At 55.9% G+C, this 26909-nt stretch carries 4 protein-coding genes; all 4 read left to right on the top strand.

Going from position 1 to position 26909, the window contains the following annotated elements; all coding sequences use genetic code 11:
- Nucleotides 1-253 precede the first annotated feature (253 nt).
- Nucleotides 254-2737, top strand: coding sequence for a type I secretion system permease/ATPase (locus AMM48_RS06715; protein ID WP_102783425.1), 2484 nt, complete (start codon nucleotides 254-256; stop codon nucleotides 2735-2737).
- Nucleotides 2737-4041, top strand: coding sequence for an HlyD family type I secretion periplasmic adaptor subunit (locus AMM48_RS06710; RefSeq protein WP_022730874.1), 1305 nt, complete (start codon nucleotides 2737-2739; stop codon nucleotides 4039-4041). Before AMM48_RS06715 ends, AMM48_RS06710 begins: the two co-directional genes overlap by 1 nt.
- A gap of 240 nt (nucleotides 4042-4281) precedes the next feature.
- On the top strand, nucleotides 4282-20220 hold the full coding sequence (locus AMM48_RS06705) for a hypothetical protein (RefSeq protein ID WP_102783424.1): 15939 nt from the start codon (nucleotides 4282-4284) through the stop codon (nucleotides 20218-20220).
- Nucleotides 20221-20256: 36 nt separating this feature from the next.
- Nucleotides 20257-26853, top strand: a complete 6597-nt coding sequence (locus tag AMM48_RS22490; protein WP_146030387.1) for a hypothetical protein — start codon at nucleotides 20257-20259, stop codon at nucleotides 26851-26853.
- Nucleotides 26854-26909 lie beyond the last annotated feature (56 nt).

The following is a 26909-nucleotide window of genomic DNA, read 5'->3' as shown; positions in this document are numbered from 1 at the left end:
TTGAGACTCGGGACATGATGGGTCGCCTGATCGGTCCTTGGGGGCCGATATCGCATGGGTCAGAGTAATTTTATTGACGCATAACCTAATGAAATGAAGGGTTTTGCGGCTATTTGTTAACGCATCCTTATATATTCACCTAGAATAGTGGGAGTATGCAATTGGATAGGGTACCCGTCGCAGCACTCCTGCGTGGGACCATTGCCGTGCGTGCTATGACTGATGAAAGTGGCAAGTGAACCGGAAGGACATCATGGGCCTGTTGGATAAAATCCGGCCAAACCGCAAAGCGGATGCGGGACGCGAAGGGGATCGGACCCCGCTGGAACGCATGTTCTGGCGGTCGATTGCGCTCGTGGGCGGATTTAGCATGGTGATCAACCTGCTCAACATGGTTATTCCGATCTATTCCATGCAGGTGTTTGACCGTGTGCTTTCAAGCCGCAGTGTCGATACGCTGGCCCTTCTGACCGTCGGCATCGGGCTTGTTCTTGTGTTCATTGCCTCTATGGAGCAATTGCGATCACGGGTTTTGATCCGGGTCGGTACGGCCCTTGATCTGCGTCTGGGTGGGGATCTGTTTGCCCATGTGGTGCAGCAATCTGCACGCGGAACACCCATGCGTCAGCGCCCGTTGCGCGATTTGTATGGATTGCGGGGGTTCCTGACCGGGAGTGGTCCCTTTGCCCTGATCGATTTCCTGTGGGCGCCTGTTTATATCGGCGTGGTGTTTGTTTTCGATTACCGTTTGGGCATGGTGGCCTGTGGCGGGGCGGTGTTGTTGATCGTGATTGCGATTGTCAACGAAGCTGCATCGAAGATTTCCGTCGACCGATCAGAAGAAAGCCAGAACCGTGGCATCGCGCAGGAAGAAACCTATGTGCGCAATGCCGAGGCGATGGAAGCCATGGGTATGACGCCATCGGCGCGCCAGCGGTGGCAGGCGGATCAATCCGACTCGCTTTATTGGGAAGGACAGGCAAGCCGCCGGGTTGGCACATCGACCACATTGTCGCATTTCATTCGCCTCGCGATGCAGGTGTGCTTTATCGGGGTTGGGGCTTATCTGGTTTTGTCCGAAAGCATCACAATCGGGATTATGGTGGCCTCCATGATCCTTGGGATGCGCGGGCTTGCCCCATTTGACGGGGCGGTTTCGGCGTGGCGCAGCTGGAACTCAGCACGCAGTTCGTTTGATCGCCTTAATAAGATTTTGCTCGATAAAAAGCCGACCATTCCGGCCCCTTTGCCACGCGGTCGCGGCATGGCGGTGACGGTGGATCGGCTTGTTTTTGCGCCGCCCAACAGCCGCAATGTCCTGTTTAAGGGATTTTCGTTTAAGGCAGGACCGGGTCAGATCATTTCGATTGCCGGCTTTAACGGGGTGGGCAAGACAGCACTCTTAAAGCTGATTATGGGTATCTGGTTGCCCGGATCGGGATCGGTCAAGCTTGACGAGGTTGAAGCATCGCGGATTGAACGTGGCGATATCGGCACGCAGATCGGGTATCTGTCGCAGAACCCGTTCCTGTTTCCCGGGACGATTGCCGAAAACATTGCCCGGCTGGGCAAAGCGGACATGCGCGATATCATTCAGGCTGCCGAGCTTGCCGGGGCGCATCAGTTTATCCTCGACCTTCAGGACGGATATGAAACGCGGGTAGATCGCGGTGGGCGGAACCTTTCGGGTGGGCAGCGACAATTGATTGCCCTTGCCGCGGCCCTGTTTGCCCGACCGCGCATGCTGTTGCTTGACGAGCCGACGACGGCCCTTGATGACAATGGGGTGGCCCATATTGGCGATCTGATGGATGTTCTGCGCCGCAACGGCATTACCACCTTTATCGTCAGTCATGAGCGCGAAATTCTAAGCCGTGCGGATGCGATCCTTGCCCTTGCGGATGGGCAGATTAAAGTTGTGCCTGTACCCGGCCGAACGCCAATTCCAGCATCGGCTGCGCCGGAAATGCCGGAAATATCAGGCAATTCAGGGGCCGTTCCCCCCGTGGCATCCAGACAGCCTGCGCCAGCAGACGGACAGATGCGCATTACGCCAAAACAAATCGCAGTGCCCAATCCAGATGCGCCGCGTCCGATTGTTGAAAAAAACAGTGCTGCCCCATCCCATCCTGCGGCGGTGAAACCCGACGTTACAATGCCCGAAATTGCCGATTTTGGATCGGATGGTGCGACAGGTGGATCCGCGCGGGCAGAGGCGGCAAAACAAGCAGCCGGGATTGCCAAACCCAAAATGGCGCCTCAGCCAACACCGGGTGGCACAATGATGACCATGCGTCCGGTCGCGGAAAAACAAGCAGATGTCGCGGCGTCCAAATCGCCGTCGCCGACATCCAGAACCGCATCGGAAAAACCAAAGTCACCTGTGGCGTCAAGGCCGGCCATGGCAAAACGCCCGGCGGCAAAAACCGCCGAGGCAGAGCCGCCAAAGCAGAAACCATTGAGTACCAAACGCACCGTGCGTGAGCAGGTGCAACTGACAGCCGCCGAGCGCAAAAAGGCAGACGCGCAAGCGGTCATGGCCGCGCGTGAAGCCGCCGCCAGTCGGATGCGTCAATTCCGCGAAGATGCCGAACGTGAAGCCGCCAAGCGCGATGCCAAGCGACCGCGACGTGCGATCGAACAACCCGTTGACACGCCACCGGCTCGTCCGCGCGGCGCACGGCCGCAATTGCGTGTGGTTGAAGGATCGGCACAACGTCGACGTGGTGGGGCTTGATGGCCGGAGTGGAACTGCCAACTGCGCGTGAACTTGATACCGATGTGAAACCGTTGGTGCGGATCGGGCTTTTGATCCTGATCCTTGGGTTTGGGTCGGTTTTGCTGTGGGCGGCAACCGCACAGGTTAATTCGGCGGCAACGGCAAGTGGGGTGGTCGCACCCTTTTCCGGGCGGCAAAGTGTTCAGCATCTTGAAGGCGGGATCATTCGTGACATTCTGGTGCGCAACGGCGCACGGGTGAAGGCCGGTGACGTGCTTATCAGTCTGGATGATACGCGCGCACGGGCAAGCTTTGACTTGCTTAATAACCGCTATCTCAATGCGCTGGCGACGCAGACCCGTTTGGTTGCCGAACGTGGCAATCAGGATCGTCTGGTGTTCCCGGCCCCACTTGAAGACCCGCGCTATTTTTCGATCACGGATGCGCAAAGAACCCTGTTTGACAGCCGGCGAAGCGCCTTTGCCGGTGAGCTTGCGCTTTATGACGAGCGGATCAAGGAGCTGCGCCGCGAAATTGTCGCCACGCGCGAGCAAAAGACCGCCGCCGAGCAACAGGTCGGGATCGTCAAGGAAGAGCTCGCCATGGTTAAGCCGATGGTGGATCTTGGCTATGCCCGGCGTACCCGGTTGTTACAGCTTGAAAGCCGGTTGGTTGAGACGCTTGGAAATATCGGGCGGTTCTCGGCAGATGTTGCGCGAATCGAGCAGCAAATTCAGCAGGTCAAGGCCAGCCAGTCGCAATTGATGCGCGATAATTTGCAAACCATCAATACCGAGCTTCGCGATATCCAGAGCGAGATTTCCGATCTGAATGAACGTCTTCGGTCGGCCGAGGATATCCTGATACGGTCCGACATCAAGGCGCCGCGCCACGGCACGGTGACCAATATGCAGTTCACTACGGTCGGCGGTGTTGTTCCGCCCGGTGCTAAGGTGCTTGAAATTGTCCCGCTTGACGATCGACTGGTGATTGAAGCGCGTGTTTCGCCCAATGATATCGATGTGGTTTCGACCGGACTTGGCGTGAATATCCGTGTCACCGCCTTTAGTCAGCGCTGGTTTGCGCCGGTCAAGGGAACGGTCACTGATGTGTCGCCCGATCGTCTTACCGATGCCGAAGGCCGGTCTTATTTTCAGGCAATGATTGAGATTGATGCCGACAGTCTTGCCGAGCATGAAGGCATGATCCTGTCGCCGGGTATGCCCGCCCAGTTGGAGATCGTGACCGGGGCACGGACGATTCTCGCGTACCTGTTTTCGCCGATCACCACCAGCTTTGATCGCGCATTCCGCGAACAATAAAGCATGCGGAACCCATGCGGCGTGGAATATCCGCACTATACAACCTGACAGATTCTGACAGGTCATGGATTCATCTTCCAAATTCCTCTGAAATATGAAAAAACCTAACTTAATTAGATTCTGCTGCGTATATGCGGTTGCTGGATAGTTTATTCTAATCTATACTACTGTATATAAATTTGCTGCCTGAGTTTCTGGGTGGTTTTGGTAATCATAATTCCCAAGTAGGGAGTACGTGTCTTGGCCTCGCCCGCCAATCAAGATGATGGTGTCGGTCTCACCGATACAGATATCGAACAGGTCCTGGATGACCGCGCGGAAGACAATTCCAGCGCGGGCAATTCTGATTCCGGGGCTTCCGCACAGGGCGAGGGCAACACCCCTTCTTCTGCAAATCAGGTTTTCACCAATGTTCAGAACGTCATCGGCACGGCCTATGACGATGTTCTGGTGGGTGATTCACAAGACAACACGCTGGTTGGCGGTGACGGTAACGACATTCTTGAGCCGGGCGAGGGCGAAGATGAAGTTACCGGTGGTGCCGGGCGTGATACCTTTGTGCTCGAAAGTGGTTTTGCGAAAACCACAATTACCGATTTCTCCATAGACGAAGACGAACTGGCGCTGACCGATCTTGGTGTGAATAACGCTAATGATTTGATGTCACTTGCTGTCGATGATGGTGCGGGTAATACCGTTATCACCTTTGCGACCGGTGATGTTTTGGTTCTGCAAGGTGTCAGCAAGGCCGATCTTGCCAATGTTTCGCTGGTGGCAGCCCCGCAGATTTCCGATGTTTCGGTTTCCAGCGGTTCGACCAATGAAGATGGCGGGGCCACAGGTGCGGCCGACGAAGACACCAATGTCATTGACGGCACAGCAGGTGACGACACGATTGCCGGAACGTCTGGCGACGATGTGATCTCGTCTGGCGGTGGTGCGGACACTGTTGTCGGCGGTGACGGCGAAGATACCCTGTCGCTTGACAGGGCCGCCGATGGCATGGATGCCGATATCGCGCAAGGCCGGGCGACAGATGTCTCAGGTGCGAATCGCGTCGAATTTAGCGATATTGAAAATCTGCGTGGCACATCGGGCAATGATGTCCTGCGCGGCGATGATGGTGACAACAGCCTGTCGGGTGGTGCCGGGGATGACACATTTGCCGCCAGTGATGGCAGCGATGTGATTAACGGTGGTTCGGGCGAAAATACGCTTGATTACAGCGATGCCGAGCAGGGCGTCCATGTTGATATGGACAGCGGTGCAGCCGAAACCATTGCCGACGCTGATGCCAGCGACGAGACGTCGGGCAATTCGTCTGACGATACGTCTGGTGATGATGCTGCTTCCGGCGATGGCGATGAAACCGGATCCGGCGACACGACAGTCGGCGAAACCAATGACAGCGCTTCTGGGGACTCCGGGGACAACACGGAAACCAACGAGACCGAGAGCGGTGCTGAAACAGGTGCTGCCGATGGTAGTGATGGCGCGTCAGGTGAGTCGCAAGAAGATGATTCGACCGACAGTTCAGATGGCGACGAAACGCAATCTGGCGGCGGCGAAACCAGCGACGATGACGCCAGTGGTAGTGATTCCAGTGACAGTGACACCGGTACGTCGGGCGATTCCGGTCCCGACACCGATTCCGACACAGGTACGGAAAACGGATCAGGTGACGAAACAGAGAATACCGGTGGTTCAACAGGTAGTGATACCACCGATGCTTCAGAGGGCGACGACGATGCCAATGAGACTGGTACTGTGTCCGAAGAAGAAGGTTCAACCGGTGAAGGTACGACAGGGGACAGTGGATCAGACGAAACATCCGGTTCGGGTGGCGATGATACGCTGAATTCTGGCGAAACGGATGGCAGTGACTCCGGCGATGGTGCCGATGGCGACACTGACTCTGACACTGACACTGGTTCCGAGGGTGAGAACGACACAGATACCGGGTCGGGCAGTGCGGGCGATTCCGGTGCGACCGACGGCGAAACGACGGATGGTGGTGAGTCTGAGGACGAGGCCGCAGGCGATGACGCGTCTGATACCATAGCCGAAGATGAAACCGGCGCGGACGACGAAGATGATACCGAAACCGGTGACGAAAGTGCCGGTGATGATACTTCTGGCGCCGGTGTTGATGACGGTTCGGACGAAGAACCAGAAGAGACAACCGACGAAAGCGGCGACGAAGCCGGTCAGACGGAACAGGACAACACGACCCCCGGTCTTGAAGCTGGTGCGCAAGGCGGTCAGGAATCCGATGAGTCCGAAACTGGTGAAGCTGAATCCGGTGAAGCTGAAACTGGCGAAACCGACGAAGCAGACGGCTCTGAGACAGATGGCGCTGACGGCGGCGACACTGAAACAGAAGAAACCGAAACTGGCGATGCTGGTGAAGGCGATGACGCGTCTGGTGAGGATGTATCGGGGGACGACGACACTAGTTCAGATGACACTGGGACCGAAAGTGAGTCTGAAACGGATGAAGCAGAAACCGGTGAAGGTGCCGAGGGTGAAGCTGATACCGATACCGAGACTGACGTAACCGATACTGCCGACGGCGAAGACAGTTCAAACATTTATGATAACACCCCGACATCTGGCAAAGACGTCGTTCAAGGGACGGAAAATGCCGACATTCTGGGCGGTGGTGCCGGGGATGATACGCTTCAGGGCGGCGGCGGTGATGACAGCCTTGATGGCAATAGCGGCGATGACGTCCTTCAGGGCGGTCTTGGCGATGATGTCCTGCGCGGTGAAGACGGCAAGGATTTGCTTCAGGGCGGTGACGGCAATGACAGCCTGTATGGCGGTGCCGATGATGACGTCATGCAGGGTGGTCAGGGTGATGACCTTCTGGTGGGTGGTGCTGGCGACGATGTCATGCAGGGCGGTTCGGGCAATGATTTCCTGCGCGGCGGTGCTGGCAATGACCACATCCAGGGCGGTGATGGTGTTGACACAGCCAGCTACAGCGACGCAGCCGGCGCGGTAACTGTTGATCTTTCGCAAAATACTGCGACCGGCGGTGCGGGCAACGACATCGTGCAGATGGTTGAAAATGTCGTTGGTTCTGATCATGACGATCACATTACCGGCGACGATAGCGATAACGTGCTCGACGGCGGTGCCGGTGTTGATACCCTGACTGGCGGGGCGGGTGATGACATCCTGACCGGTGGTTCGGGCAAAGATGATTTCGAACTGACCGAGAATTTCGGCAACGACACGATTACTGATTTTACTGGTTCCGAAGACATCATCGATCTGTCGCAGCTTGGCATTCAGGATTTTGCCATGCTCCAGTCAATGATGAGTGACGACGGCAATGGCAATACGGTTATTGATTTTGGTGATCAGGGTGTTCTGACCCTTGAAGGAGTCACCAGCGACAGCCTTGTTGCGGACCAATTCCGTGGTTTTGGCCGCATCTTTGAAACCGAAGGCGACGATGCCGGGGACGGCACGGACGGCAATGACGCGATTTATGGTTATGGCGGGAATGACACCCTTGGCGGTGGTGCCGGCGATGACGTCGTGTCGGGCGGCTATGGCGATGATACAGTTTCGGGTGGTGCAGGCAATGATACCCTGCGCGGTCAGGAAGGTGTTGATGCCGTTGATTATTCCGGTGCGGATGGCAGTGTCACGGTTGACCTTGAGGCCGGTACGGCAAGCGGTGCCGATGGCAATGACATCCTCGATCGCATCGAAAACGTCATCGGGTCGAACGATGACGACGAACTATATGGCGACAGTGGCACCAACGTGCTGCGCGGTGGCGATGGCAATGACACCATTGTCGGGCGTGGCGGCAATGATACGCTTGACGGCGGTGCGGGCGACGACCTGTTTGTCGGGGAAGATGGTAATGACGTCTATATCGGTGGCGAAGGTACCGATACGCTGGATCTGAGTGCGCGGGAAGGTGGGCTGAAAGTCAATCTTGGCACGGGCGTTGTTTCAGACAGCACCAAAGGTGAAACTGATAACGTCTCAGGCATTGAAAATATTATTACCGGCGCTGGTAACGATCAGTTGTTGGGGACCGGGGACGATAATAATTTCAATGCTGGTGCTGGCGATGACCTAGTTGATGGCGGTGGCGGAAGCGATACGCTTGATGGCGGAGAAGGCAACGATACCGTCAGTTTCAACTCCCAGACCGGCTTGAATGTAAACCTGGCAAACGGCACGGCTATCACCGATAGCGGCACGTCCAGCATTAGCAATTTTGAAAATGTCCGTGGCTCGACGAATGCCGATACAATTACGGGTGATGACGGCAATAACATCCTGATGGGGCTTGGCGGCGATGATACGCTGTCAGGTGGTGCTGGTGACGATACACTGGTCGGTGGTGATGGTGTTGATACTGCTGACTATCGCGATGTATCGGGTGACATGAATGTCGACCTTTCACAAGGTACGGCAACAGGCGATGGCAGTGATAGCCTGTCGGGCATGGAAAACGTCCTGACCGGTGACGGCAATGACGTTGTTCGCGGCGATTCACAAGACAACCTGATTGATACCGGTGCTGGTGACGACACGGTATTTGGCAGCACGGGCGACGATACACTGATCGGTGGCGACGGCTCGGACACATTGAGCTATTCGTCTGGCAGCGATACTCCGGGTGTCACAGTTGATCTTGAGGCAGGTACTGTAACGGGCAGCAACTTTGTTGACCAAATTTCCGGGTTTGAGCAGGTAGAAGGCTCAGCCTTTAACGATACCATGCTGGGTAGCTCAGGCAATGACATCCTTTTAGCCGGTGCCGGGGATGACACGATTGATGGACGTGGCGGTGATGATACTCTTTCGGGTGGTGCGGGCGATGACACCTTTGTTGTCAGTGCTGATAGCGGAAATGACCTGATTACCGATTTTGATCCAGCCAATGATGTGATCGATATCCAGGGAATTGAAGATCTTGAGCTGTTTGGCGATATCGTTGATTTCATCGGCGAAGACGAAGCCGGTAATGCCACGATCACCATCGGTGATGCGGTTATCACGCTTGAGGGTGTTGATCCTGATAGCCTGACCTATAAGAACTTTGTCGGCATCCGGTCACTGGATGGTACAGAGGCAAGAGACGACCTGACCGGAACCAACCGCAGTGACGTGATCGACGCCAAGGGTGGTGACGATACCGTCTTTGGTGGTGCTGGCAATGATACGATTTCCGGTGGTGATGGAAAAGATGCCATCAGCGGTGGGTCGGGTAACGACGTTATTGACGGCGGTGCTGATAATGACGTGATTAACGGCGGTACGGGGTCTGATACCCTTGATGGCGGCGATGGTCAGGATACCGTTTCCTATCAGGGCGAAACCAAAGGCGTTACTGTCGATCTTGAGGCTGGAACCGGAACTAACGGTACAGATACTGACACCCTCAGTAATTTTGAAAATGTTACTGGATCGGGCTACGACGACATTCTGTCAGGTGATGATCAGGTCAACACGCTTAAAGGCGGTGGCGGGAATGATACGCTGATCGGTGGTGAAGGCGACGATACCCTGTTGGGTGGCACTGGTTGGGATACAGTCGATTACAGCGATGCTGCGGGCAGTGTTTCGGTTGATCTTGGCAATGGTACCGCAACTGGTGCAGATGGGAACGACACCCTTGGCGAGATCGAGAATGCCATTGGTTCTGATCACGACGATGTTCTGCGCGGATCAGCTGCCAAAAACACCCTTTCTGGTGGTGCTGGCGACGACACGATTGACGGTGGTGCCGGTCAAGATGTTCTGACTGGTGGCGCTGGCGCGGATACCTTTGTGTTTAATCAAACTTCTGGCGAAGACAAAGTTACGGACTTTGATCCGTCAGAAGACAAAATTGATCTTTCCAGCTTTGGTATTCCAAATTGGGAAGCCCTTCAGAACAAGATCGGCATTGACGATGATGGTAATGCTGTCATTACGATCAACGATCAGATCCTTACCCTGGAAGGCGTTTCGCCGGAAGAACTGACAGTTGGCAATTTTGTCGACCTTGAAACGCTTGGTGCGACCGAAGGTGACGACGTCATCAATGGCACCGGCTTTGACGAAATTATTGACGGTCTTGGTGGCAATGACACCATTTCGGCAGGCGACGGTGATGATACTGTCTTTGGTGGTGCTGGCGATGACACCCTGTCGGGCGGCGACGGCAGCGATATCCTTGATGGTGGAGATGGTCAAGATGCGGTTGATTACAGCGCGACCACTGGCGTTACAGTTGACCTTGCTGCCGGTACCGGTTCGGTTAATGGTGGCGAAACCGATACCCTAAGTAATATCGAAGATGTCATCGGTTCGGAGCAGCGCGATATCATTTCGGGTGATGATCAGTCCAACACCATCTGGGGTGGTGCTGGTGGTGACGACCTTGCCGGTGGTGGGGGTAATGACCTGATTGACGGCGGTGCCGGTGATGACACCCTTTCTGGTGGTGCAGGCGATGACACTCTTGCGGGTGGCAGCGGAACGGACCTTGCTGATTACAGCGATGCAGAAGGTGGGGTAACCGTTGATCTTGTTGCGGGAAATGCATCTGGTGCAGCTGGCAATGATACGCTTTCCAATATTGAGGATATTGCCGGGTCGGATTACAACGATACCTTGATCGGTGATGATGGTCGCAATGTCATTTCTGGCGGTGCGGGTGATGACTCGATAGACGGCGGTGCTGGTGACGACACACTTCTTGGTGGTGCCGGGAATGACATCATCGAAGGCGGCGATGGCACAGATACTGTCGATTATAGCGCAAGCGAACCGGTTACGATCAATCTTGCCGAGGGTACAGCAACCAGCGAAAGCGGCACAGATACCCTGAGTGGTGTCGAGAATGTCATTGGTTCCGCTGGTGCTGACGACATTACGGGCGACGACGGGGTGAATGTTATCAATGCCGGAAGTGGTAGTGATACGATCCGCGGCGGTGCCGGTGATGATACCCTGAGCGGTGGTTCGGGTGCTGATGTTTACAAAATCGCGATCGGAGATGGCAATGATACGGTCACGGATTTCAGTGCGTCGTCCGACAAGATTGATGTAACCGAATTGCCGGTCGAAAGTTATGGCCAGCTCTATGAGATGATGTCGGAAAACGAAAATGGTGATCTTGTCATCGATTTCGGTGACGACACCAGCATGGTTCTTAAAGGTGTCGGTATTGACGACATCTCGGCAGACAACTTCATTGGCGTACGCGACATCGTTGGCACATCGGGTGACGACACGTTGTATGGGACCAATGGCGAGGACACCTTGTCTGGTCTGGACGGCAACGACACGCTTTACGGTCTTGAGGATAGTGATCTTCTTCAGGGTGGTGCCGGTGACGATACGCTGATCGGCGGGGACGGGAACGACGTTCTTGATGGCGGTGATGGCATAGATACCGCTGATTACAGTGATGAAACAGACGACGTAACGGTTGACCTGAAAACAGGGAACGTGTCGGCGACATCTGGCAACGATACGTTACGTAATGTTGAAAATGTGGTTGCGGGTGCCGGGAATGACAGCCTGAGCGGGAGTAATGGCGACAACGTTCTGGATGGTGGTGCTGGTGACGACGTTCTGTCTGGTCTGGATGGTGACGATACACTTATCGGTGGCGATGGCGAAGATACTGCCAGTTATTCGTCGTCCACCAGCGGTGTAAATGTTGATCTGTCTGAACAGACGGCAACCGGTGGTGCAGGCAACGATACCCTCAGCGATATCGAAAATGTTATCGGTTCAAACCATTCCGATACCCTTAAAGGCGATGCTGGCGACAACGAACTTCGCGCCGGTGCGGGTGACGATATCCTGATTGCCACCGAAGGCGATGATGTGATTTCGGGTGGATCGGGTCGCGATACAGTTGATTACAGCGACGCGAGTGGTGCAGTTGATGCTGATCTTGCGCTTGGCACTGTTTCGGGGATGGGCAACGATCAGATTTTGAACGTTGAAAATCTGACAGGTAGTGATTTTAATGACAGCATTTCCGGGAACCAATTGGCCAACGTTCTTGATGGCGGAGACGGTGATGACCTGATTTCGGGCGGTGCGGGTAATGATACGCTGTTAGGCGGTGCTGGGAATGACAGCCTTGTTGGCGGCGCCGGTGCAGATCTGATTGATGGTGGCGATGGCATTGATACTGTCGATTACGCCAATGCGAGCGATGCGGTTGAAATCAATCTTGCCACGGGTGAAACAGACGATACGACCGGCGACACGGTTCTCAATGTTGAAAATGTTATCGGCAGTACTCTTGGTGACAACATCACCGGTTCGGATGCCGATAATACCATGCTGGGTGGCGGTGGCGATGACACCTTTAACGTTAGTGCCGGTGACGATGTCATTGAAGGTGGCGAAGGTGCTGATACCGTCGATTACAGCAACAGCCAAGCCGGTGTTGATGTCGACCTTGATATTGGCAGTGTCGATAAGGCCGCAGGCACGGATGTTCTAAATAGCATTGAAAACGTTACCGGTTCGGATGCCGATGACGTGATTTCCGGTTCGTCTGGTACCAATACACTTCGCGGTGGCGCAGGCGATGACACCCTTGATGGGCGTGCTGGCGATGACGTGATTTCCGGCGGTGAGGGGGATGACACCCTTGCGGGCGGCGACGGCACCGATACGCTTGATTATTCCAACGCCAATGGTGCTCAGAATATTGATCTTGCGAACGGTACTGCGACTGGCGCTGATGGCACTGACACCGTTTCCGGATTTGAAAATGTCACCGGTTCGGAGCATGACGACACCATCACCGGGGATGATGCCGATAACCGTCTTGATGGCGGCGATGGCAACGACTTCATTACCGGTGGTGCAGGGAACGATGTTCTAAGCGGTGGTGCTGGCGATGATAGCTTCGTCGGTGAGTTGGGCGATGACACCTATGTCGGTGGTGAAGGTTCCGACACGCTGGATTACAGCGATGCGCAATCGGGTCTTGATATCGATCTTGCGAACAATACTGCGACCGGCGAGGGCATTGGTACCGATACCATAAGCGGCGTCGAGCAGATCATCGCGACCGATCATAACGACACCATCGTCGGCGGCAGCGGTGCCGAGACAATTCTTGCAGGCTCGGGTGATGATTACGTTGCCGGAGGTGCCGGAAATGATACGCTTGATGGCGGTGACGGCGAAGACACCCTTAGCTTTGCTGATGCCAACGGCGTGCGCGCAGATCTTGAAACCAGCACGGTCAGTGGCGATGGGAACGACACCATTGCGAATTTCGAAAATATTGATGGTTCTGCAGGCAATGATACGCTGAGCGGTGACAGTGGTGTAAACACCCTGGCCGGTAATGCGGGCAATGACGTAATTGATGGTCGCGGCGGTGATGACGTTCTGCTTGGTGGTGCAGGCGACGATACACTTAGCGGTGGCGAAGGAAGCGATACCATTGACGGTGGGGTCGGCAACGATACTCTAATGTCGGGTGCGGGCGATGACGTGCTGGTTGGTGGTGACGGTATTGACCGCGCCAGCTATGCCGACTCAGATGCCGCGGTTACGGTCGACACGACGAACAACACGGTTAGCGGTGACTCAACTGGTACAGACACCCTTGATGGTATCGAAGTCATCGAAGGATCGAGCTATGACGATACCTTTGTGGGTGGCGCTAATAACGATACCTTTATCGGTGGTGCTGGCGACGATACGTTCGATGCGGGTGCAGGTGATGATACCCTAACACTTGGCACGGGTGCCGATCAGGTCATCTTTAATCCGGGCGATGGCCACGACACGATCACTGATTTTGATGTCAACAATGACGTCATTGACCTGACGCCATTTAAGATTGCTGGCTACGGCAGCCTTGAGCATATGTTCGGCTCCGACGCTGACGGCAATTTGACCATTGCATTTGATAGTGGCGACAGCATTACGCTTGAGGGTGTTAGCGCTGACCAGCTTGGTGAAGATAATTTCACTGGTGTCATTCAGCTTGGCACAAGTGATGCCGATGACATTGCCGGTGGTGCGGGCAATGACGTCATTGATGCGCTTGATGGTGATGACACCGTTTCAGGTGGCGACGGCAACGACCATCTTATGGGTGGCGACGGGAATGATACCCTTTCTGGCGATGCCGGCGACGATACGCTAAGCGGCAATGCCGGATCAGATGTCCTTTCGGGTGGTGAAGGCAACGATACCGCAGACTATTCGACCGAAAGTGCCGGTATCACAGCCGACCTTGCAACCGGAACTGTGACGGGTGGTGATGGTGACGATACGCTTGATAGCATCGAAAACATCACCGGCACCCTTCATGACGATACCCTGATTGGGAATGACGAAAACAACACGCTGAGCGGGCTTGACGGTGATGACGCCATGGTCGGCGGTGGTGGCGATGACGTGCTGGATGGTGGCGATGGATCCGACACCGTTGATTACAGCAACGCGACCGATGCGGTTGACGTCAATCTTTCGACCGGAACGGCAACGGGTGAGGGCACGGACACCCTTACCAACATTGAAAATGTCGTTGGTTCTGACTTCAATGACAAAATTACCGGCAATGCCGGGAACAACACGATCTCGTCTGGTGCGGGCAATGATGCAATCAATGCAGGCCAGGGCGACGACATTGTTGATGCCGGAACGGGTGACGACGAAATCGCCGGTGGTGCAGGTAATGACATCCTTGATGGTGGTGCCGGAAATGATGTCCTTCTTGGTGAAGAAGGTAACGATACACTTTCTGGTGGCGAAGGTGATGACATCGTCGAGGCGGGCGCTGGCAGTGACTGGGTTTACGGCGATACCGGCGACGACATCCTTGATGGTGGCGATAGCGAGAATGACATCGACACCGTTGACTATTCCAACCTTGACGCAGGTGTCACGGTTGACCTTGTGAACCAGTATGCGTCGGGTGGCGGCGGGAATGACATCGTTCGGAACTTTGAACGTGTCATCGGCACCGATTATGCCGATACGCTGGTTGGCAGTGACGGGGTTAATACCCTTGATGGTGGGTCGGGCAACGATACGCTGTTTGGTGGTGCGGGCGATGATGTGATCATCACTGGCGACGGCGAAGATTTGATTGTCCTGAAGTCGGGCGGTGGTAATGACACCGCGACCGACTTTGATGTGACACAAGACACGATTGATCTGTCGTCCTATGGCATCGAAGATTATGCCACCTTGCGTGATCAGATGGCTGATGATGCAAATGGCAATGCGGTCATTACGCTGGCGGACGGCGAAAGCATCACACTTGAAGGTGTGTCGGTTGACGATCTTGGGCCTGGCAACTTCTTTGGCTATGAAGTGATCATTGGCACCGAGTTCGAAGACAATATCATCGGCAGCCAGATCAGTGACGAAATCCACGCCCTTGAAAGCGATGACATTATCGATGGTCAGGCGGGCGATGATGATATTTACGGCGATGAAGGCAATGACACGCTGATCGGTGGTGCGGGCGACGATACCCTGCGCGGCGGCGATGGAAATGACACGGCCGATTATTCCGACACGACCGAAGGGGTTATAGTTGATCTGGGCGCAGGTACTGCGACCGGTGAAGCGGGCAACGATACCCTTGAAAGCATTGAAAACGTTACCGGTGGCGATGGCGATGATGTCCTGATCGGTGATGAAAATGCCAACATCCTTGATGGTGGCGACGGCAATGACACGATCCTTGGTAACGGTGGTGATGACACCCTGATCGGTGGCGAAGGCGAAGACGTTCTGTCTTATGCCGATGCCGACGAAGGTGTGACTGTTGATCTGGCCAATGGTACCACGACCGGTGGTGCTGGCAATGACGTGATTGACGGTTTTGAAACCGTGATCGGGTCGGACCATGACGACACCATTGCCGGTGATGACATAGACAATGTCCTTGATGGCGGTGCCGGGAACGATACGCTTTCTGGTGGTGCCGGCAATGACACGCTGGTGGGCGGTGACGGCGATGATGTGGTTGATTATTCCGATCAGACCGACGGCGTTGTTGTTGATCTTGAAAACGGCACAGGCATCGCGACCGATGGCACCGATACCCTTGACGGGATCGAAGGTGCGACTGGTGGTTCCGGGGATGACACGCTGACCGGCTCGGTCGGCGATAACGTCCTTGCGGGCGGTGCCGGGGATGACAGCCTTTTGGGCGGTGCCGGCAATGATACCCTTGCCGGTGGCGACGGGGCCGACCTTATTGATGGCGGTGCCGGGGATGATGTTCTGTCGTTCGAAGGCGACCGTGTTGCGGCCGATGGCGACACCACCGACCATGTCGGCAGCCCGACAACGGATGGAACTAGCGACGTCGCCGATATTTCCGGCAAGAACCTGTCAGATGACAGCTTTGTCGGCGGTGACGGCAATGACACACTGGTCGCGGGCGACGGCGATGATGCCATCATTCTGGACCGGGATCATGCCGGTGGTGGTGCTTCCAATCCGTCGATTGTTGATATCGAAAATATCGATGCGGGTGCGGGCAATGACGTTGTCGACCTGACCAGCGAAACCCATTCTTATGGCGATGTCACCATTGATGGTGGTGCCGGGGATGATACGATCTGGTCGAATGACGGCGATGACGTCATTTCGGGCGGTGATGGTGCCGATAACATCCATGGCGGTGCCGGTGCCGATGTCATCGACGGTGGCGCGGATGACGACATCCTTGATGGCGGCGAAGGGTCAGACACTCTTGACGGCGGGGCTGGCAATGACACGATCATGGCCGGGGCTGGCGACGATATCCTGACTGGTGGTGATGGTTCCGATACGCTTGATCTTTCTGGCGCCGATGGCGCGACCATCAATCTGGCCGAAGGTACGGCAAGCAGCGACGCAACCGGGACCGACAGCATCGACGGGTTTGAAAATGTCATTGCGACGGACGGCGATGATGACATCACCGGATCGGCTGGCGATAATACGATTGATGCCGGTGCAGGCGATGACACGGTCACGCTGGACGCAGGCAATGACGACCTTGATGGTGGGGATGGCACCGATACCCTTGATCTGGGCAACACCACCGGTGGTGTGACGGTTGATCTGGCCGCAGGCACGGCAAGTGGTGCCAATACCGGTACAGACACGGTCGCCAATTTCGAAAACATTATCGGGTCTGATGATGACGATACCCTGACCGGGTCGGATGATGCCAACCGCATTAACGGCGGTGCAGGTGATGACACCATTGATGGCGGTGCCGGTGACGATATCCTGACCGGGGGTGAGGGTGATGACCGACTGATCGCAGGCGATGGCAATGATACGCTTTCAGGTGGCAGCGGCAGCGATACTTTCGTCTTCGAAGACGGTGATGACGCCGATCTGGTTAGTGATTTTGACCTTGGCAGCGATGTGATTTCTCTGCCCGATCTGGGCATTTCAGCCTGGACCGATTTGCAGCCTCTTCTGTCGGATGGACCGGATGGCGCGGTTATCACACTGCCTTCTGGTGGTACGGTGACCCTTGCCGGGGTGGCGGTTGATGATCTGACTCCAAGCCACTTTGAAGGCATCGAAAATATCGGCACACCGGGCGATGATACGCTGGGCGGTGGCGACGGCAACGATACGATTGATGGCGGCGACGGTGATGATTCTGTCGGTGGCGGTGCAGGCGACGATAGCGTTGGCGGTGGCAGCGGGAATGACACGGTCGATGGTGGCGATGGCAATGATACGGTTGACGGTGGTGGCGGCAACGACACCCTGAGCGGTGGCGACGGTACAGACACCCTGTCGGGTGGTGATGGCGACGATGTTCTTCAGTTCGAAGCAGACCGGACCGGTCAGTCGGGCGACAGCACCGATCACGCCGGTAGCCCGGGCGTTGATGGTACTGGCGATGTTGCCGACCTTGATGGCCTTGGCCTGAGTGACGATGAATTCGACGGCGGTGACGGCATCGATACCCTTGTCGGGACGGCAGGCGGTGACGCGATCATCCTGGATGGCGATCATGAAAATGGTTCGGAAAATCCGACCATCCGTGATGTCGAAGTTATTGATACTGGTGCGGGTGATGACCTTGTCGATCTGACCAGCCAGACCCATGAATATGGCGATGTGACGGTGAATGCCGGAACTGGCGATGACACGGTCTGGACCGGTGCAGGCGATGATGAAATCAACGCCGGTGATGGCAACGATGCGATCCATGACGGTGCGGGTGATGACGTTGTAAATGCCGGTGCGGGCGATGACGTGATCGAAGGCAGCCTTGGTAACGACATCCTTGATGGTGGCGATGGCACGGACCTTCTGGATCTGTCGGATGCCGATGGTGTGACGGTTGATCTTGATGCCGGTACTGCACAGTCAGATGCCTTTGGCTCCGATACGATCAGCAATATCGAAAACGTAACCGGTTCAGCAGGTGATGACACCATCACTGGTTCGGACGGTGTAAACGAAATCGATGGCGGTGCCGGAAACGACGTCCTTGATGGCGGTGCTGGCGACGATACAATCACTGCGGGTGATGGCGACGATACGGTTCTGGCCGGTGCCGGTGATGATACGCTGGCCGGTGGCGATGGGACTGATACCCTTGATATGGCGGGTGCGGATGGTGCCGATGTCGATCTGGCAGCGGGTACTGCAAGCAGCCTTGAAACCGGTGACGATACCATTTCCGGTTTTGAAAATGTTATCGGTTCGGATGGTGCTGATGTCATTACCGGTTCGGATGCGGCCAACGAAATTGCTGCGGGAACGGGCGACGATACGGTTGACGGCGGTGCTGGTGATGACGTCATCGACGGCGGTGCGGGCTCCGACATCCTGTTGGGTGGTGCCGGGAACGATCAGGTTGATGGCGGCGCTGGTGCCGATACGATCAATGCCGGTGTTGGCGATGACACCCTGACCGGTGGGACGGGCACGGACAGCTTTGTCTTTGACGATGGCGTTGATGATGATCTGGTCACGGACTTCACCATTGGCGAAGACAGCATTTCATTGCCAGACAGCGGTGTTACGACTTGGACCGACTTGCAGGCGATGTTGTCTGATGGCCCGGACGGCGCGGTGATTACTTTGCCGTCTGGTGGCACGGTGACACTTTCGGGTGTGTCGGTTGCTGACCTTGGCCCGGATGACTTCGAAGGTGTGGAGAATATCCCGACCGGCGGCAATGACAGCCTGCCGGGTGGTGATGGTGACGACACCATCGATGGCGGTGATGGCGACGATACCGTTACCGGTGGTGATGGTGGCGATACACTCGGCGGCGGTGAAGGTGATGACACGCTTGAAGGCGGCGACGGCGGCGATACGCTGAGCGGTGGTTCAGGCAGTGATACCCTTGACGGCGGTGCGGGTGACGATGTTCTGCAATTTGGTGCCGACAGCACCGGTCAGGCTGGTGACAGTACCGACCATGTCGGGAGCCCGGGCGTTAGTGGTACCGGCGATGTTGCCGACCTTGAGGGGCTTGGCCTCAGCGACGATGTTTATGATGGTGGTGCGGATACCGATACACTGGTTGGCACCAGCGGCGATGACGCCATCATTCTTGATCGTGATCATGAAAACGGCACAGCAGGCCCGTCGATCATTGATGTTGAAGTCATCAATGCAGGCGATGGCGATGACGTTGTCGATCTGACCAGCGAAAATCATTCCTATGGCGATGTGACAGTTGATGCCGGAACGGGCGATGACACGGTCTGGACCAATGCGGGCAATGACAGCATCGACGGCGGCGATGGCAATGATCACCTCAATGGTGGTGCCGGTGACGACGTTGTAAATGCCGGTGCAGGCAACGATACCGTTGTTGGCGATGCGGGTAATGACACCCTTTCGGGTGGCGATGGCACCGATACGCTTGATATGTCCGATGTCCAAAGCGACATTGCGATCAATCTTGCCGATGGTACGGCCAACAGTAGCGAAACCGGTTCGGACGTTATTTCCGGATTTGAAAATCTGGTAACCGGTTCGGGCGATGACACCATCACGGGCAGCAGTGCCGACGATACCATTTCGACCGGTGACGGTGCGGATACCATTGATGGTGGCGATGGCATCGATTTGATTGATGCTGGTGCAGGCAACGATGTGATTTCCGATGGCGCGGGCAGTGATCTGGTCAATGCCGGTGCGGGTGACGATACGGTCGTGGCTGGTGCGGAATGACAGCCTGATGGTGGGGACGGTTCCGACACCCTTGATATGTCCGGCGCGTCTAGCGATGCGCAAGTTGACCTTTCTGCCGGGACGGCACAGTCGTCTGAAACCGGCAGTGATCAGCTTTCCAGCATTGAAAATGTAACAACCGGTTCTGGTGATGACCAAATCACCGGGTCAAGTGCGAATAACAACATCGCGGCGGGTGCGGGCAATGACACCATTGATGGTGGTGCCGGTGATGATACCGTTGCCGGTGGTGAAGGTTCCGATACATTCATCTTTGCCGATGGCACGGATCACGACGTTGTCAGTGACTTCACACGTGGCGAAGACAAACTGTCGATTGATGATCTTGGCCTTGAAAGCTGGAGCGACGTGCTGCCGCTGCTCAGTGAAAATGGCAACGGCGATGCGGTTCTGAACTTGCCTGCGGGTGGCACGGTGACACTGGTTGGTGTTGGCCTTGGCGATCTGAGTGCTGATGATTTCAACAACATTACCGATGGCGCAACCCAGTTTGACGATTTCCTTGAGGGCACGGATGGTGATGACACCATTGATGCACTTGCAGGGGACGATATTGTCGACGGTGGTGCGGGCGACGATACGCTTTTGGGTAATGCCGGTGACGACACGATTTCCGGCGGTGCTGGCAATGACGACATTGATGGTGGCACGGGCAGCGACACCCTTTCGGGAGGTGATGGTGACGATGCGCTTAGCGGTGGTGATGGTAGCGACGTTCTTTCGGGCGGTTCTGGCGACGACACCCTTGATGGTGGCGACGGCAACGACGTTCTGAACTTCGAAGCTGATGGCACCGCAGAATCCAGTGATACCACCGAACATACCGGTAGCCCGGATGTCGATGGCACAGGCGATGTTGCCGATATTGGCGGGAAAAATATTTCTGACGATACGTTCATCGGCGGTGAAGGCACCGATACCCTGAACATGTCCGATGGCAACGATGCGCTGATCCTTGACGGTTCGAAACTCGGCGATGGTGAAACCAACACCAGCACCGTTGAAACCCGGACCCTTGGCCTGACAGATTCTGCAAGCAGTGCCGATGTACAGGCCGCATGGTCGGATGCAAACCTGTATGGCTTTGATTTTGGCACATCCTATATTGGCGAAGACGGCAAGCTGAACCTTGCGGCTGCTGACGACACCGTGACCTTTGATGGTAACGGTATTGGCAATAACGGCGGTAGCCCGGCGGGCGGCCAGATCAACCATGATGGCAACAGCGGCGAAAGCGAAGCCGTCGTTGTCGATCTTGGCGCAAATGCCACAACGGCGACGGTTCAGGTTTCCAACCTGATGGCCAATGAAGGCGGCGGCGAAGTTGGTTCGTGGCAGGCCTTTGATGCGGAAGGTAACCTTGTTGCATCGGGCGTGCTTGATGACAGCACAATTGATTACAGCAACAACAGCGTTGGCACCGCCAACATCAGTGTGACCGATGATTTCGGTAATCCGGTTGAATTCCGCTATATCGCGTTTGAAAGCGAACCTTATGCCAATGGCACGTCCGGTTCCGACAGCAGCGATTACTTCGTCCGGTCAATCAGCTTTGACACCGTCGTTCAAGATACGACCACTGATGGTGCCCGACTTGACGGGGTTGAAGTCATCAATGCGGGTACGGGCGATGACGTTGTTGATCTGACCAGTGATACGATTGCCTATGGCGATGTCACCATTAATGGTGGTTCGGGGTCCGACACCCTTTGGGGCAATGCGGGCGATGACACGATCCGTGGTGAACTTGGCCATGACAATATTCATGGCGGTGCCGGTGATGATTATCTTGATGGTGGTTATGGCGATGACCTGATCGACGGCGGTGTTGGTAATGACACGCTGGTTGGTGGAACAGGTAACGATCAGCTGCGCGGCGGCCAAGGCGACGACATTCTGGTGGGTCAGGGCGATAACGATACCGCCCTTTATGACGACGCCACGTCGGGTGTGACTGTTGATCTTGCAAATTACACGGCCACCGGTGGTGCGGGCAATGACAGCCTGTACACCATTGAAAACGTCGTTGGGTCCGATCATGACGACACGATCACCGGTGGGACGGGCAATAACATCCTAACCGGTGGTGCGGGCGACGATACGCTTGCCGGTGGTGCGGGCAATGATACGCTTGCCGGGGGTGGTGGCACGGATACAGCTGATTACAGCAATTCGAGTGCTGCGGTTGATGCCGATCTTTCGACCGGTATTGCAGAGCTTGCCAATGGCGACACCGACAAACTTTCAAGCATCGAAAACCTGATTGGTTCGACGGGCGACGACACCCTGACCGGGTCGGATGGTGATAACACCCTGACCGGTGGTGCAGGCAACGATACGCTGTCGGGCAATGCCGGGAACGACGTCCTTGACGGTGGTGACGGCAACGACACGCTTGATGGCGGCGAAGGTGCCGACATCGTTGATGGCGGTGCCGGGGACGATCATATTCTGGCCGGTGCAGGCGATGATACGCTGGCCGGTGGTGATGGTTCCGATACCATCAATGATGGTGCTGGCAATGACGTTGTTGATGCCGGTGCTGGCAATGACAGCCTGATCGCGGCGGCGGGTGACGATACGCTGGCCGGTGGCGATGGCGAAGATACTCTTGATATGACTGCCGCAGACGGCGCGACAGTTGATCTTGGTGCGGGTACGGCGACATCTGATGCGACCGGGTCCGATACGATCAGCGGTATTGAAAACGTTATTGGTTCGGACGGCAATGATATCCTGACGGGGTCTGACGGTGCCAATACTCTTCTGGGTGGTGCGGGTGACGATACCATCGAAGGTGGAGCGGGCGGTGATTACCTTGATGGTGGGGATGGTGTTGATACCATCAGCTACGAAGGATCAGATGCCGGTGTCGAGGTTTACCTTGGCGAAACCGATGCCAATGCCCGTACGCCCGGTGAAGCGGGGCGTGCCTATGATGGCGACGCAGCGGGCGACATTCTGGCCAACTTTGAAAAAGTTATCGCCTCGGCCCATGACGATTACGTCTATGGCAACAGCCAGAACAATGAAATCGATCTTGGCGATGGCAACGACACGTTTGACAACGTCGAAGCAGACGTCAGCACCGACACCGTCGATGGCGGTGACGGCAATGACACGATCTGGACCGGTGACGGCGAAGATACCCTGCTCGGCGGCAACGGCGACGATTACCTGAACGGTGAAAAAGGCGACGACGTCCTTGACGGTGGCGCTGGTACGGATCGCCTGATTGGCGGCGATGGCAATGATACGCTTGATGGTGGTTCGGGTGACGATACCCTGTCGGGCGGCTCAGGTGCGGACCTTATCCAAGTCAGCAGTCTGGATGGCGACAAGGTCGTTACCGACTTTAACACCAGCGTTGATCAGATTTCGCTCGATGCGTTTGATATCAGCACATGGTCCGATCTGGCGCCGCTTCTTTCGGAAGTGAATGGCAACACGGTCATTGATCTGGGCGAAAATGGCTCGGTCACGTTGCTGGGTGTGCGTCTGAATGATGTTTCTGCCGACATGTTTGTCGGGATTGAGAATGATGGTGGCGCAACACCGTTTGACGATATTCTGATCGGCACCAGCGAAGATGATTACATCGACGCGCTGGCCGGAAATGACGTGGTTGATGGTGGTGCGGGTGATGACACCATCAACGGCATGGAAGGTGATGACAACCTTTCGGGTGGCGATGGCGATGACACCATAACCGGTGGCAGCGGTAATGACGTTGTATCGGGCGGTGACGGCGACGATACCCTTGATGGTAACGAAGGCCATGACGTTATCGCGGGCGGTGCGGGCAATGACACCCTGATCGGTGGCAGCGGCAACGACGTCATGGATGGCGGCGGTGGCGATGATTACATCGACGGCATGGAAGGTGATGACACCATCACCGGTGGCGATGAAACCGACACGATTTATGGCTCGTCCGGCGAAGATAAGCTTGATGGCGAAGGTGGCGACGACGTCATTTATGGCGGCGACGACAATGACAGCATCGCGGGCGGTGCTGGTAACGATCTTCTGTCGGGCGATAGTGGCAACGACACCCTTGATGGTGGTGCGGGCAACGATACGTTGCTTGGCGGGGATGGCAATGACACGCTGACCGGTGGGGACGGCAATGACGTCCTGTCGGGGGGTAATGGCAATGACCTTCTTGATGGTGGTGCGGGTAACGATACCCTGACCGGGACCGATGGTGCCGACACCCTGATTGGCGGAACCGGCAATGATACGCTTGATGGCGGTGCCGGGGATGACACCTATACCGGCGGTGCCGGTGAAGATCAGATTCTTGTGTCGAACAATTCCGGCGATAAGGTTGTCACCGACTTTAACGTCAATGATGATCAGATCAATCTGGCGTCGCTTGATGTTGATGACTGGGCCGATCTTCAGGGCCTGATGAGCGAGGTCAACGGCAACACCGTCATTAACCTTAATGGTCAGGGCACCTTGACGCTGGTTGGTGTTTCGATGAGCCAGCTGAATTCCGACATGTTTGTCGGTGTGCAGCAATCAACGGGCCCGACCCCGTATGACGATCTGCTTTATGGCACCAGCAACAATGACACGATTGCCGCTCTTGCTGGCGATGACACGGTTTATGGCCTGAATGGCCAGGACACGTTGTCGGGTATGGAAGGCAACGACAGCCTGTATGGCGGTGATGGCGATGACACCCTGTCGGGTGACGCTGGCAATGACATTGTCGAAGGTGGCAGCGGTCAGGACAGCATCACTGGTGGTGACGGCGACGATACGCTGGACGGCGGGTCAGGTGATGACCGTGTCTGGGCCGGTAACGGCAATGACACCGTTCTGGGTGGTCAGGGCCAGGACAAGCTGTACGGCGAAGCGGGTAATGACACCATCGAAGGCGGCACAGGCGACGACACCCTTAAAGGTGGCGACGGCAATGACGTGCTTGATGGTGGCGAAAACAACGACAAGCTTTATGGCGGCGACGATGCCGATACGCTGCTTGGCGGCAATGGCGATGACAAGCTGTATGGAGACGCCGGTAATGACACCCTGATCGGGGGGCTTGGCCAGGATACGCTTAGCGGTGGTGATGGCCGGGATACAGCAAGTTATGCCAATGCAACGTCATCGGTTGCAGCCAGCCTTGAAAGCGGCACCGCGACCGGCGGCGATGGCAGTGACAAGCTGTCTTCGATCGAAGATCTGATTGGCTCGAACTTCAACGATTACCTGTTTGGTGATGATGGATCGAACCTGCTGTCGGGTCTTGATGGCAATGATGTTCTGGGTGGTGACGGTGGTGATGACACCATCTGGGGTGGCCTTGGCGATGATACGATCAATGGTGGTTCCGGTTCGGACCTGATTGATGCCGGTGGCGGCGACGACACCATCGAATATCAGAAAGATGCGACATGGACCGGCAGCCACGCAGCCAAAAATGTTGGCGATCCGGGGATGGCTGGCACCAACGAACAGATCAATCTTTCGGGCTATAACCGTTCCGAAGACATCTTTGACGGTGGTGCCGGGACCGACACCCTGTCGATGACCAGTGGCAATGATGCCCTGTTCCTTGATGATGATCTTACAGATCCGGGCACCAGCCCGCGCATTTCCAACATCGAAGTGATCGATGCGGGTAATGGCGATGACATCATTGACCTGACCAGTGACGATCTGTCTTACGGTGATGTCACCATTCTGGGCGGCACAGGCGATGATATCGTCTGGAGCAATGCTGGGGATGATGTGCTTGATGGCGGTGAAGGCGACGATACCCTTTGGGGTGGTTCGGGTGCCGATACGTTGCTGGGTGGCAACGGTGAAGACGTGCTCAATGGTGGTGCCGGGGATGACGTCCTGCAATACAACGCAGACGACACCTGGGGGAACAGCTGGTACGCGCTTAATGACGGCTCGCCGAGCGAAGATGGCCATAATCACGATAATGGCTGGGGTCATGACAACCACAATGGCAACGGTTGGGGTCATGACGACGGTGGCGATGACGGGACTGGCGAATACGTCAATCTTGGTGGCTACAAGCAGTCTAATGATGTGTTCGAAGGCGGTGCCGGAACCGATACCCTGCAGATGACCAGTGGTAACGATGCCCTGTTCCTGCATGACGATGTTAGCGACGGCGACAGCGATGTTCGCATCAGCGGTGTCGAAGTGATCGAAGCCGGTGATGGCAATGACATCATCGATCTGACCAGCGATACCTATAGCTACGGCGATGTGACGCTCGATGGTGGCGATGGCAATGATACGCTTTGGAGCAATGCCGGTGATGACGTCCTGCTGGGTGGGGCCGGAAATGATCATCTTTATGGCAGTGCCGGGGATGACACGCTGACCGGTGGCACGGGCTGGGATGAATTCCAGATCGGCAAAGCGGATGGCCATGACATCGTGACGGACTTCACGCCGGGCGAAGACATCATTGATTTGTCGGAATGGAACTATAACAATTTCAACCAGATCCAGAACGACATGCATCTTGATACCGATGGCAACGTCGTGATCGAACTTGGCAATGATGCATCGGTCACCCTGATGGGCGTTCATGATCCCGATGATCTTGATGCGGATGACTTTGGATTTGGGACCTAAGGCTTAAGGCCTTTGGATCGAACACAACAAGAAAACGGGGTGGTTCAATGAACCAC

Origin of the sequence: Thalassospira sp. GB04J01 (genome assembly GCF_000751115.1) — a bacterium.
In the GTDB taxonomy this organism is placed as follows: Bacteria; Pseudomonadota; Alphaproteobacteria; order Rhodospirillales; family Thalassospiraceae; genus Thalassospira; species Thalassospira lucentensis.
The sequence above is the reverse complement of the archived record's forward strand: the minus strand, read 5'-3'. Positions and strand labels throughout refer to the sequence as shown.

Coding starts and splice junctions, on each gene's coding strand:
- AMM48_RS06715 (WP_102783425.1), top strand. CDS start 254: ATGGGCCTGTTGGATAAAATCCGGCCAAACCGCAAAGCGGATGCGGGA.
- AMM48_RS06710 (WP_022730874.1), top strand. CDS start 2,737: ATGGCCGGAGTGGAACTGCCAACTGCGCGTGAACTTGATACCGATGTG.
- AMM48_RS22490 (WP_146030387.1), top strand. CDS start 20,257: ATGTCCGGCGCGTCTAGCGATGCGCAAGTTGACCTTTCTGCCGGGACG.